At 51.9% G+C, this 12,964-nt stretch carries 10 protein-coding genes and 1 riboswitch; of the genes, 6 read left to right on the top strand and 4 right to left on the bottom strand.

Features of this window, described 5'->3' with window-relative positions; translation table 11 throughout:
• Positions 1 to 3: 3 nt before the first annotated feature.
• Positions 4 to 1,740: an asparagine synthase (glutamine-hydrolyzing) gene (gene asnB, locus JS578_08530; GenBank protein QRX62935.1), complete on the bottom strand. Its 1,737-nt coding sequence runs from the start codon at positions 1,738 to 1,740 to the stop codon at positions 4 to 6.
• 832 nt (positions 1,741 to 2,572) lie between these two features.
• Between asnB and JS578_08535 the strand changes: the two genes are divergently transcribed.
• The 5 genes from JS578_08535 to JS578_08555 all read left to right on the top strand — a co-directional run bounded on the left by JS578_08535 (position 2,573) and on the right by JS578_08555 (position 7,010).
• Positions 2,573 to 2,800 carry a hypothetical protein gene (locus JS578_08535; GenBank protein ID QRX62936.1) on the top strand — a complete coding sequence of 76 codons (228 nt, stop codon included), beginning with the start codon at positions 2,573 to 2,575 and terminating at the stop codon, positions 2,798 to 2,800.
• Between the two features lie 195 nt (positions 2,801 to 2,995).
• Positions 2,996 to 3,087: riboswitch (SAM riboswitch) on the top strand.
• A 143-nt stretch (positions 3,088 to 3,230) separates the two neighbouring features.
• Positions 3,231 to 3,740 carry a hypothetical protein gene (locus JS578_08540; GenBank protein ID QRX62937.1) on the top strand — a complete coding sequence of 170 codons (510 nt, stop codon included), beginning with the start codon at positions 3,231 to 3,233 and terminating at the stop codon, positions 3,738 to 3,740.
• Positions 3,741 to 3,830: 90 nt separating this feature from the next.
• The gene (locus JS578_08545; GenBank protein ID QRX62938.1) at positions 3,831 to 4,733 is read left to right on the top strand and encodes a bifunctional enoyl-CoA hydratase/phosphate acetyltransferase; all 903 of its coding nucleotides are present in this window, start codon (positions 3,831 to 3,833) and stop codon (positions 4,731 to 4,733) included.
• Positions 4,734 to 4,768: 35 nt separating this feature from the next.
• Complete coding sequence (buk, locus tag JS578_08550) at positions 4,769 to 5,848, top strand: butyrate kinase (protein ID QRX62939.1); 1,080 nt, start codon at positions 4,769 to 4,771, stop codon at positions 5,846 to 5,848.
• Between the two features lie 4 nt (positions 5,849 to 5,852).
• On the top strand, positions 5,853 to 7,010 hold the full coding sequence (locus JS578_08555) for a hypothetical protein (GenBank protein ID QRX62940.1): 1,158 nt from the start codon (positions 5,853 to 5,855) through the stop codon (positions 7,008 to 7,010).
• 90 nt (positions 7,011 to 7,100) lie between these two features.
• Here JS578_08555 and JS578_08560 read toward each other — a convergent pair whose 3' ends face one another.
• The 3 genes from JS578_08560 to JS578_08570 all read right to left on the bottom strand — a co-directional run bounded on the left by JS578_08560 (position 7,101) and on the right by JS578_08570 (position 10,766).
• Entirely contained in the window at positions 7,101 to 8,474 is a 1,374-nt protein-coding gene (locus tag JS578_08560) for a dipeptidase (GenBank protein ID QRX62941.1), read from the bottom strand.
• Between the two features lie 99 nt (positions 8,475 to 8,573).
• Entirely contained in the window at positions 8,574 to 9,455 is an 882-nt protein-coding gene (locus JS578_08565) for an SMP-30/gluconolactonase/LRE family protein (GenBank protein QRX62942.1), read from the bottom strand.
• 27 nt (positions 9,456 to 9,482) lie between these two features.
• Complete coding sequence (locus JS578_08570) at positions 9,483 to 10,766, bottom strand: Gfo/Idh/MocA family oxidoreductase (protein QRX62943.1); 1,284 nt, start codon at positions 10,764 to 10,766, stop codon at positions 9,483 to 9,485.
• Positions 10,767 to 10,897: 131 nt separating this feature from the next.
• Between JS578_08570 and JS578_08575 the strand changes: the two genes are divergently transcribed.
• On the top strand, positions 10,898 to 12,958 hold the full coding sequence (locus JS578_08575) for a hypothetical protein (protein QRX62944.1): 2,061 nt from the start codon (positions 10,898 to 10,900) through the stop codon (positions 12,956 to 12,958).
• The last annotated feature ends 6 nt before the right edge of the window (positions 12,959 to 12,964 follow it).

Genomic DNA, 12,964 nt, shown 5'->3' on the forward strand with positions numbered 1-12,964 from the left:
GCATTACGCATTTTGATGTTTACCGGCAAAAACAACCCTGTTCAAGGGTACCAGCTCCGATTCCCTCAACGGGGGTACAGACCTCTCCACAAAGCAGGAATTCAAGATCTGGGTCGACAATATAGCCAGGAATGCCATGCCGTCAATTTCGGTGATGTGCTGCATCAGTTTCATCTTATCCAGCAGCATCTTCACCTTCTCATAATCGAAAATACCGGTTGCGACGATCTTTTCTTTTGCAAGCAGCTCCTGCAAGCTGCCGGAGAGGTATGTCTGACCAAAGGAAGAGGCGACAGGAGCCCTGTAAGGCTGTTTTCTCCTGGCCACAATCTCCCGGGGCAGCCTGTCGCTCATCAACTTTTTCAACAGATATTTCTCTTCCAGCCCCTTCAATTTGTAAGAGGGCCTCAATCGCATGCAGAAATCGATCACCCGATGATCCATAAAAGGATATCGTCCCTCCACCGAGTGGGCCATGCCCATTCGTTCACCCTGTGAAGAGAGGAGGTATCCGGAGGTGAAGATGGTTGCTTCAAGCCATTGGGCACGTGACAAGAGATCAACCCCGCTCAGTTTGGACCTCACCTTTTCTGAAAGTTCCTCCACGGGATTGTAATCAGCAGTCTCCGCTTTTAGATTGTGCGAGAAATAATTCCTGATACGCGCTGAATTGTTCCATCGCAACAGATGAGAATAGAGTGGAGATGAGGTTTCTCCCAACTTGTATCCGAAGAACATTTTCAGTGCCATCTCGCTGCTGTCCCCCATCTGTGCCAAATAGGGGTAGAGTTTTTTCAGCAGCAGGGGCCTGTAGTTCGACGAGGGCTCTTTCGCCCAGAACTCCCTGATCATTGCCTCTTTGTAAATATTGTAGCCACCCAGGATCTCATCCGACCCTTCACCGGTAAGTACGGTCCCGAAATGGTTCTTCTCGATCAATTGAGAGAGTAAAAACATGGGTACAGGGGCACTGCGCAACAGTGCGGTTTCTGCATGCCATACCACTTCCCTGAAATGGGCAGCGATATCAGCATCGTGACAGAGCAGGTTGTGTGGATTGGTTCGGAAGAATTCGTTTGCAATGTTTTGATAGGACGACTCATCGTAGCCCTGGTTGGCAAAGCCAATGGAGAATGTGTCGAGTGGAATCTCCGGGTGAATCTTTTTCATGTAGGCAATGATCACGGAAGAGTCCAGTCCTCCGCTTAAACAGGCTCCGTATGTCTGACCCGGATTTGTCCTGATGGCTACTGCATCACGCATGAGCTCATCAAACAGACCCATGGAAGTTACGAGCGAATCGGTGGAATACTCTTCCGGCATATAGACCGGGTATTCCCAATAGGATTCAATTCTCAACCCCGCGCTACTCACTTTCAGAGTGTGTCCGGGTGAAAGCTCAGAGACTCCTTCAAAAATTGTTTTCGGGGTCAAGGTTGTCCAGAAAGTTGTAATCTGCGTGAGAGCGCTGGATGAAATTTTTGGTGTGACATGCGGATACTCAAATAGCGCTTTCATTTCGGATGCAAAAGCCAATCCCCCGACTGTAAGGCTGTAGTACAACGGACAGATGCCCACCCTGTCGCGGGCAAGTGTCAACTCCTTCTTCACGGTGTCCCAGATGGAAAATGCAAATTGTCCGTTGATCATATGCAGGCACTTCAAACCAAACAGTTCATACAGATGAAGAACCAGTTCAGCATCTCCATCCGATTTCAGGTGATCTCCCTTATCAAACACCGTTGACCTCTATGCAGTGCGGTTAAACAATGACCCACTCCATGCAATCCATAATGACGCATCATCATTCGTGCAGGGAGAGTCTGTTGCCTGGATCACTTGTGAAGCACCCTGACATTCACCCAATCCGACACATCCTGAAACATATACTCCATTGTGGCTCGATCCCCTGTGCTTGATTCGTGTAAGCATCCGTGTAAGCACATTTAAAGGATCAACAGTTTCACATTCAGAAAAAAACCCAACCAATCCAGACATTTTTCTCCATATTAGTGAGAAACCTACAGCGACAGTCGCTGATCGTTATTCTATTTGCTCCAATTTTTTGATTACAAATGCTGCGATATTGTTGATGGATCTAAAATTGTCGTCCACCAGATCGCTGTCCTGAACCTCAATCTGAAATTCCTGCTTTAGGAAATCAATTAAAAAAGGAAGCCCATGGAATCGAGTAAACCATTGTCAAATATTAAGGTCTCCTCCCGAATACTATCTTTCTGAGAAAAAGATTCCCTTACAATGTACTCTTTTATACTTGCAGTTATGTCAGCTCTTTCCAACATCTTAATGAATCTATTGAGGTGTTAAAGATAAAACAGAATTAACACAGTTGAGTTTTAGAATTCAGGTATTTAACATTGTTAATTTACTTTGCCAAATGGATCTCGTTTGGGATGTCTTTCTGCGGTCATTTCCAATCAGCCATCAGCCCTTGTTAAATAACTCCAAATAACATGCAATGTCGCCTGGGTGACATATTTTGCGATGGTTGGCGGATACCTTTGTGATACAAATAAAAGGAAAAATCCCAACAACCAAAAATTAAAAAAGTATGAAGACAAGAATTGACATGTCACCTACAAGATTGCAGCGTTCGCTGTTCGTTTTATCATTGATCGCCATTTTCTCATTCCTGGGCATTCAACCCGCATCGGCTCATTGCGATTCATTCGATGGACCCGCCTTGGTTGATGCCGCCAGAGCGTTGGAGACAAACAATCTGGAGTTGATAAAGAATATGTTTTTACTTGTGTTGAAACGAATATTTATGAACGCGTAATCAACACCCTACTCTCTTTTCCCTGAGCCTGTATCCCAATAGCCACATCCCGTAAAGGAACACTATCAGGATACTGGCTTTTTTGTGTCAGCATGACACTTAGCAGGGTAATCTTGTTTTTAGTTGTTAATATCTTAAGTCGCAAATCATTTTTCTCGCGTTTCTTTGTTATCAGGAATATATTGCCTATTTTTGTATAAGCATCAGGAATCCGACAGGATACCAACCGAGCAGCAAAGCCACGGTGGTTCAGCATGCGGGACAACAGTCCAAAAAAAGCAGTCTGCCAATCTTTTATGCTGCTGTCATTTTAAATATGAGCATTATGAAAGATTTTTTTTATGCCTTTTCACCGTTTCACGTATGCGTGATGCCGCTACCCGGTTTGATCCTGTCCTGTCATTTTTTAACCAACAGAAAAAAATAAGAGATGGGAACAAAGAGAATCTTTTTCAGTAACCAGCGGGGAGTAGTCGTCACCGAGAGTGACTTGAAACGGAAGAATATCCCCGAAATCAAACAGGTATCCAGGTTCTACTACCAAGGGATCCCCAGGTTCGTTTTCGAAATTGAAGGAGCGCCGCAATTCAACACGATCAGGATTTACTTCTTTCATACCCTGAGGGGTGGCGGATGCATAGACTACATTGAAAGTATGGAAAGGTATACCGACAACTTGTCGCTGAAACCCTTCTCCGGTAGAGAGGATCGGGACGAGACACTGTTGAGGATTATGCATGATTTCGAACAGGTGAACCCCGATGAGGATCATCTGAAACGGTTGATCCGGAGGGCAACTGAGTCGATCGATGACCAGCACTTTAGTGAAAACATGCAGCGCATCTTAAAGTATCTCTTCATCCTGGAAAGAAGAGCTGCTACTGCATATATCGACAAGTTGATTAACAGGCATCGCTATATCGTGATACACAAAAATTGATTTTCTTTTTGCTTAAAATAACTGTGGAATTGGGAGAAATATGCGAAAAAATTTGTTCTTTTGTAAGGACCAAGTTTCAATATTACTATTATGCCGATTCACGATTTGTCGGAACTGGTGCAACGCGCCAAAGAGAGAGGGAGATGTACCGTTGCGGTTGCAGCCGCAGAGGATGAGGATGTGCTGATTTCCCTGTATCATGCGATGCAGGAGGGATTCGTAGCCCCCCTGCTGATTGGTGACAGTGAGAAGATTGCAGCTTCATCCCGCCATGCAGGTATTTCGACCGGAGAGATGGAGGTGCTGGACAACCGTGAGGGCGCTGCCGTTTCGGCCCAAATAGCCGTAGCGAAAGTGAGAGAGGGGCGTGCCGGCATGCTTATGAAAGGGCATGTGGGTACGGCCGATCTGCTGAAAGCGGTGCTCGACAAGGAGAAGGGTCTAAACACCGATGGATTGTTGAGTCATGTGGCCTTTTTCGAGACGCCTTACTACCACAAGGTGTTTGGCCTTACCGATGCGGCGATGAACATTGCACCAGACCTGGAAGGTAAGAGACAGATCCTGCTCAACGCCGTAAAGCTTTGTCACCGGCTGGGAATCGTCAACCCCAAGGTAGCGGTGGCCGCTGCGGTGGAGAAGGTGAACCCGAAGATGGAGGCAACGCTGCATGCTGCGGCACTGAAAGAGATGAACCGCAACGGAGAGTTGCCGGGTTGTGTGGTGGATGGTCCTTTTGCCATCGATATCGCCTTTAACCGCGAATCAGCATTGTTGAAGGGCATTGAGGGGGAGGTGGCCGGAGACGTGGACCTGATCCTCTCTCCCGATATCGAGGCGGGAAACATGTTCTACAAGGCGCTCAACTTCCTGGGAGGTGCCGTCTCAGCGGCTCTTGTGACCGGGACATCTGTGCCCATCGTGCTCACCTCGCGGTCGGACAACGACCGCAGCAAACTACTCTCCCTGGCTTTGGGAGCCGTGATCAGATAATCATGCAAAAAATATAACCACAAAACCAGCAACTTATGGCAACCAACACCCGCATCCTGGTAATCAACCCGGGATCTACTTCTACCAAGATCGCCATCTACCAGCAGGAGAAGGTGATCTTCCTGAAAACCATCAAGCATTCACCCGACGTGTTGCGACGATTTGAAAAGATTACCGATCAGTACGAATACCGGAAGGATATCATCTATGAAGAGTTGAAGAGCGCAGATGTGCCGGTGGAATCAATCGATGCCGTAATCGGTCGCGGGGGCTTGGTGAAGCCCATCGCGTCAGGCGTCTACCGTGTGAACGATGCCATGCGCGACGATCTGCTTGCATGTAAGCGGGGCGAGCATGCGAGCAACCTGGGGGCACTGATTGCGTATGACATTGCCAAGTTGCTTCCCTCGGCAGAGGCTTTCATTGCTGATCCGGTGGTTGTGGACGAGCTGCAGCCGTTGGCCCGCTATTCCGGTCATCCTCTTTTTGAGAGAAGATCAATCTTCCATGCCTTGAACCAGAAAGCGATTGCCCGTGCACATGCCAAGTCGATCATGAAGAAATATGAAGATCTCAATCTGATCGTGGTGCACCTGGGTGGCGGAATCACCGTGGGAGCCCATCAGAAGGGGAAGGTGGTGGATGTGAACCAGGGACTGGATGGAGACGGTCCCTTCTCACCCGAACGTACCGGGTCACTGCCCGTGGGCCAGTTGCTGAAGGTGGCTTTCAGCGGCATCTACAGCTACGAAAAGATGTCGGAGATGATCGTGGGCAAAGGGGGGATGATGGCTTACCTGGGTACCAACGATGCCTACATTGCCGAACGTGAGGCGAAGGATGGAGACAAGAAACACCGTGAAGTGTTGGAGGCGATGGCCTATCAGGTAGCGAAGGAGATCGGTGCCATGGGTACCGTGCTGAAAGGTGAGGTGGATGCGATTCTGATCACCGGCGGCATTGCCAACAGCAAGTGGTTCTGCAACCTGGTAATAGAGCGGGTCTACCGCATTGCACCGGTGCATGTTTACCCGGGACAGGATGAGATGGGTGCTCTGGCGGATAACGCCCTGCTGGCAATCAACGGGGAAATCGAGGTTAAGGAGTACCAATAGGAGAATGCATCTGTTCAATCCCGAGCACGACCTGGCGCTGGCCAACTTTTCACCCAACTACACACCGCCTGCCTCGGCTACCCTTATGGCTGCTGAGCTGGCGTTGCTGCCGGCGTGGTACAGCGTGGGTGAACCTGTTGTCGCTGAGGGGGAGCAAAACCGCCTGCTCCTCGAAGCTGTTCGTCAGTGGCTGCCGGTCACTTCTTCACTGCTATCATCCACTGAAATCAGCAAATATCCAAACCAACCCATCCTTCCCTGGGGCTGGAACCCGGCCCTGCGAAAACGACTGATCTCCTGCGGGGTGCAGGAGGAGCGCCTGCCTTCAACCGATGAGTTGTTACGACTGCGGGAATGTTCCGACAGGCGACATGCGGTCCGGATGCTGCGGGAGCTTCAGGAAGCGGAACCGGCCTTCTGTGGCGAGTCACATCATTTCACCTCTTTGGAAGAGCTGTTGAGATATCTCTCCTCTTTACCGGGGGATAAGTTGTTAAAGATGCCGCTCTCCGGCAGCGGCAAGGGATTGATTCGTGTGCTGGGCAGGATTACCGACAAACAGACCGACTGGTGCAGGCGGGTGATCCGCGAGCAGGGGGGCGTGGTGGCAGAGCCGGTACTGAACAGGGTGAAGGACTTCGCCATGGAGTTCTACCTCGAAGAAGGGAAAGCTCGCTTTGCCGGCTTCTCACTTTTCAGGGCAGCTGTCTCAGGTGCCTACCTTGGGAACGAGTTGCTCTCCGATCACTGCATCAAGGAGAGACTCTCCGCTGATATCCCCGGAGCTCTGCTGGAACAACTGCGTGAGTCACTCACAGTAAGGCTTGCCGCCCGCTTTCCTCATTACACCGGATATGCAGGGGTCGATATGATGATTTGTGATACCATGGAGGGATATCGAATCCAGCCATGCGTGGAGATTAATATGCGGATGAACATGGGAATGGTGGCACGCATCTTTCACAACCAATTCATGGAGGAGGATAGTGAGGGAACCTTTAGGGTTGGTTATTTTAAAAAGCCGGGCAGTGCGCTGTTCCATCATCATCAGATGCTGCAAGAGCATCCTCTCAGGGTGCAACAGGGCCACATCACCTCCGGCTACCTGGCACTCACACCGGTCACCGAGGTCACCCGCTACGAGGCGTATGTGATTGTCTGAGATTCGACAAACAGCATATCAAAAAATGATTCCGCAGCCTCCTGTTATACAGGCACCGCGGAATCATTTTTTTGTGAAGATACATCGTGCTTACTTCTTCAACTGCTCTGCAAAATGCTTGTAGAAGAGGGGTATGGTGCGGATGCCGTTGTAGAACTGCTCTAACGGGAAGTTCTCATTAGGGGAGTGGATCGCATCAGATCCCAGACCGAAGCCCATCAGCACCGACTTGATGCCGAGGATCTCCTCAAAGGAGGCGATGATGGGGATGCTGCCGCCGGAACGGACCGGTACCGGCTCCCTGCCGTAGACTTCGCTGTATGCCTTCTCTGCCGCTTGGTAGGCCGGCAGGTCAATGGGACAGACGTAGGATGGACCTCCGTGGAGGTACTCCACCTTCACCTTGACCGACTTGGGGGCGATCGACTCAAAGTACTTCACGAAGAGCTTTGCAATCTTGTTGTGGTCCTGGTTGGGTACCAGACGAGTACTGATTTTGGCGTAGGCTTTTGACGGGAGTACCGTTTTGGCACCTTCACCGGTGTAGCCGCCCCAGATACCACAGACGTCGAAGGTAGGCCGTATACCGGTGCGCTCGTTGGTGCTGTATCCTTTCTCACCGAACAGTTCCTTCACGTCAAGCGCTTTCTTATAGTCGCTCAATGAGAAGGGTGCCTTCGCCATCAAGTTGCGCTCTTTTTTTGATACCTCTACCACATCGTCATAGAAACCGGGGATCAGGATGCGTCCATCGTCGTCCATCGTCTGTGCGATCATCTTTGCCAGCGCATTGATCGGGTTGGCCACGGCACCGCCGAAGAGTCCCGAGTGCAGGTCCACGTTGGGGCCTGTCACCTCTACCTGCCAGTAAGCCAGCCCACGCAGTCCCGTGGTGATGGAAGGCACGTCGGGGGCGATCATCGAGGTGTCGGAGACCAGGATCACGTCGGCTTGCAACATCTTCTTGTGTTGCTTGCAGAACTTGGGCAGGTTGGGTGATCCCACCTCCTCTTCTCCTTCGATGAGGAACTTGACGTTGCACGCCAACGTGCCCGATTGTACGAGGTACTCGAACGCCTTGGCATGCATGAAGCCCTGTCCCTTGTCATCATCCGCACCACGTGCCCAGATCTTGCCATCCTTCACCACCGGCTCAAATGGATTGGTCTTCCAAAGTTCAACAGGGTCCACAGGCATCACATCCATGTGGGCGTATACCAGTACGGTGGGGGCATTCTTGTCGATGATCTTCTCTCCATAGGTCACCGGGTTGCCGTCGGTCTCCATCACCTCGGCCTTGTCGGCACCCGCAGCCAGCAGGAGCTCTTTCCATTTTTCGGCCGCACGGTACATGTCCGGTTTGTGCTCAGGAAGCGATGAGATGGATGGGATGCGGATCAATTCGAACAGTTCATCAAGGAAACGTTGTTCGTGGGTTTTTACATACTTGTCGATTTCATTCATTACGGTTAATTTTATAATGATTTTTGATTGTTACAAATATAGGAAAATTACTGCTCTTTGCCTTTTCATTCTGCATTATTGGTCGATTCGTAGGAACATTTATCGCACCCCTCTCGTCTTCATCTTCAGGATGTAGACCGATGTGCGGGCAGTGATGAACAGGATGTCACGCTTTTCTCCGCCAAAACAGACGTTGGAAGGACTCTCCGGCACTTCAATCTCACTGATCAACCTCCCTTCAGGTGAGTAGACCCACACCTTTCCCATTGTAAGGTAGATGTTTCCACCGTCGTCGATGGTCATTCCGTCCGACCCATGGGGAGCAAAGTAGGTCTTGTTCTCCAGGGAGCCGTCAGGCAGGATGTCGTATCGCCAGATTTTCCGGTCCTCGATATCGGCCACGTAGAGTGTTTTGCCATCCGGGGTGCCGATGATGCCGTTGGGTTGCTTGTAGTCGTCGATCAACCGAGTCACCTCCCCGTCGGGTGTGAGGAGGTACACCCCCCGTGCTTCCTGTATCTCGCTGTAGCCTTCGGGCCAGTAGGGACGGTGGTAGTAAGCATCTGTGAAATAGATATCACCATTGGGTGCTATCCAGAGGTCGTTGGGTCCATTGAGGTGCTTCTCTTCGTAATCCTCAAAGAGCACCTTCCGCTTATCGCGGTTCTCAAAGAGGATGATCCTGTTCTGCGCATCGGCACAAGCCACCAGCTTCCCCTCTTGGTTGAAGTACAAACCATTGGAGCGTTCGGTACCCTCCAGCCAGAGGGAGATGCCCTCCTGTTCATCCCAGCGGTAGATGCGGTCGTTGGGCTGGTCGGTGAAGTAGACACTTCCATCTTTGGCCACAGCGGGGCCTTCGGTGAATGCGTAGCCGGTTCCCGCTTTTTGTGGAACGACTCCCTCTGCAACAATGTCGCATTCCTGGGCGGTTAGTGCTGTTGTGAGAAGGATGCATGCAAGGGTTATGGATGGTTTCATATATGTAAAATGGTTACTCTGAATATTCTACGGTCGCTTGTAACCTTCACGGTAAGGTCTGGCGAGCATTGCTGCACCTGTCTCGTTGCCGGTGATGGTCTGCCGCTCCGCATCCCACTTTATACTGCTGCCGGTCTCGTAGGCGATCATAGCCAGCTGCACCGTGGCGGTGGAGCGGAAGGCATCGTCAATGGTGCAGCTGATCAGATCTCTCTTACCGGTTCTCACGGCCCTGATGAACTCAGCCACATGCTCCTCTTGCATGCGGGGAGAGGGAATCTCCATCACCTCCTGTCGGCTGTTGCGGCCCGCCGGCTTCAGCACCAGCCGGTTGTCGGCAGCAAAGAGGGTACCCTTCTCACCGTGGAAGAAGATGCCGTTGTTGTACTGCGGATCCATCTCTCCCGTGCCCCAGAGGCGATGCTGCCAGATGAGTGGCACCTCGCCGAACTGCATCGTCGCCCTCAAGGTGTCGGGGGTGTTGGTCAGCCCCTGCAGTGCATGGATGCCTCCCTGGGCTTCAATTGATGTGGGCATGTCGTACCCAATGATGGTGCGGATGATGTCGATGTTGTGAATGCCCCAGTCCACCAGGTGACCGTTGCCATAGGCTTTCTCGAAACGCCACGACATATGTCCTTTAGAGGGACTGTAAGGCAGCAGGGGTGCCGGGCCGCACCAGGCATCCCAGTCGAGCGATGCCGGCGGATCCTGGATGGTGGTGTCATCAATATTGGGGTTGTAGTGTATCTGTGCTTCTATCTGGTGCACCTTACCGATCCTGCCTTCACCGATCAGCTCCTTGGCCCTGCTGAACGCCTTGTTCTGTCGCCGCTGAAAGCCTATCTGCACGATGTTGCCCGCCTCGTGGGCCGCCTTCACCATCGCCTTCCCCTCCTCGATGTCGTAGGCCAGAGGCTTTTCACAATAGACGGGCAGCCCTTTTCGGTTGGCGGCGATGAACTGAAGTGCATGCCAGTGAGTAACCGTGCCGATCAACACCGCCTCGAGACCACTTGTCTCCAGCAGCTCCCTGTAGTCCTTGAACCCTTGTGGACGACTGCCCTGCAGTGATGCCAATTCGTTCAGGCTGTTCGCCAGATGTTGGCTGTCCACATCGGCGACAGCGATCACCTCCACGCCGCCGGCCTCCAGTGCCGCCTTGGCGATTACCATGCCGTACCAGCCACTGCCGATCAGGCCGATCTTCAGTTTCCTGTCGTGATCGTTTGCAAATAGAGGAGCGGATAATCCGGCGGCCAATCCTGCCGTCGCCAGTGATGAGCTTTTGATAAATGTTCGTCGGTTCATAAGATCAGGAGAATTTGTGTGGGGTATTTGTGATTCACAGTAGGTGAAACACATTTGCAGTATAAAATGTTTGCCATCAGCCGTTCGGTTGATTCGGAAAATTGTGCTATATTTGAAATAAAATGAGTCTTATGAAGCTAAACACATTCAGTGCCATTGTCATGGTGGTAACCCTACTGGCGGCATGTACAAACAATCAGAAGATGAATCAGGATATGAATCAGGCGACCTATATCACACCGGTACAGGCCGAAGAGGTGATCGCACAATTGAATGACTCGCTCGGTGAGGCATCTGCATTCCGCATTGAACGGGGTGTAGAGCAGGTGGCTGCCCTCTGGCGAGAGCAGGATGGAGACGCTGAAGCGTTTGCACAGTTCTGCAAGAGCTCGTTCGTGGGCGACACGGCGGCACTCGTCACGCTGTTCACTACGCTGGAACGCAACTTCGAGGTGATGGGCGGATACTTTCACAAGATGGATGTGGAGCTCAAGATGCCGTTGCAGTTGGAGGGGCCTGCAATCACACCTGTGGATATGATGTTCGGTAGCTACGATGCGTCGGCACATCTTACCGACGACCTCTACGGCAACAAAGTTGCTTTCCTTACCGCACTCAACTTCCCCTTCTACTCTCTTGAGGAGAAGACGGAGCTGGGCACCGGATGGAGCAGGAAAGAGTGGGCCTATGCCCGGATGGGGGACCGCTTTATCTCACGTGTGCCGGCAGCCATACAGCAGGATATCTCCAAGACATTGACGGAGGCCGATGCTTATATCTCCGACTACAATATTTTGATGGATCACCTGCGGAACGATGCTGGTGAACAGCTCTTCCCCGAAGGGATGAAGCTGATCACACACTGGGGGTTGCGCGACGAACTGAAGTCGAACTATGCCGACAAGGAGCGGGGAGTGGAGAAGCAGCGCATGATTTACAAGGTGATGCAGCGTATCATCGACCAGTCCATTCCGATGGAGGTGATCAACAATGGATCCCACACCTGGAACCCGATGACCAATGAGCTCTTCGCTGCCGGAGAGATCGTACAGGGTACCCCTGAAGAGACGCGCCGCTATGAGGTGTTTCTGGAGAATTTCCTCGCCATGCGCCAGCTCGACGCTTACTCTCCCCATTATCCCACCCAGCTGACCCGTGCCTTTGACGGCACCATGGAGGTGCCGCAGAAAGATGTGGAGGCGCTCTTCGTGGGGTTGCTCTCCTCACCGCAGGTGAAGGAGGTGGCCTCCTTTATCGCCTCACGCCTGGGACGGGAGCTGGAGCCGTTCGATATCTGGTACAACGGTTTCAAGGGCGGTGAAGGAATCCCCGAGGAGCAGCTGACAGCGCTCACCTCAAAGAAATATCCCGATGCGGAGGCTCTGGGAAATGACCTGCCCAACATCCTGGTGAAGCTGGGCTGGAACCCTGAGAAAGCGAAGGAGATCACCTCGCTGATCACCGTCGACGCCTCCCGCGGTGCCGGACACGCCTGGGGGGCCGCCATGCGGAACGACCTCTCCCGCCTACGTACCCGTATCGGTGAGGGAGGGATGGATTACAAGGGATACAACATCGCCGTGCATGAGTTTGGACACAACGTGGAACAGACCATCACCATGAACGATGTGGATTACTACATGCTGAACGGCGTTCCCAACACCTCGTTCACCGAGGCGGTTGCGTTCCTCTTCCAGAAGCGTGACCTGGAGCTGCTGGGCCTGAAGAACAGCAACCCCGACGAGGCGTATTGGCTTGCCCTTAGCAGTTTCTGGTCCGCCTATGAGATCATGGGTGTCTCGCTGGTCGATATTCGTGTATGGGAGTGGCTTTACGCACATCCCGATGCCACGGCGGTGCAGCTCAAGGAGGCGGTGATCGACATTGCCAAAGAGGTTTGGAACAGTTACTATGCCGGTGTGCTGGGGGGTGAGGATGAGACGCTGCTCGGCATCTACTCACACATGATTGATTACCCGCTCTACCTGCCCAACTACCCGATGGGTCACCTGATTGATTTCCAGATTGAGCAACAGGTGAAGGGGAAAAACCTGGCAGAAGAGATCGAACGGATGTACACCCAAGGGAGTATCATTCCCCAGCAATGGATGCAGCATGCCGTGGGGGCACCCATCTCCATCGACCCTTTGCTGGACGCCACAGCGGAGGCACTGAAGTCATTGAAGCAATAAATGGTT

The organism is Dysgonomonadaceae bacterium zrk40 (genome assembly GCA_016916535.1).
In the GTDB taxonomy this organism is placed as follows: Bacteria; Bacteroidota; Bacteroidia; order Bacteroidales; family Dysgonomonadaceae; genus Proteiniphilum.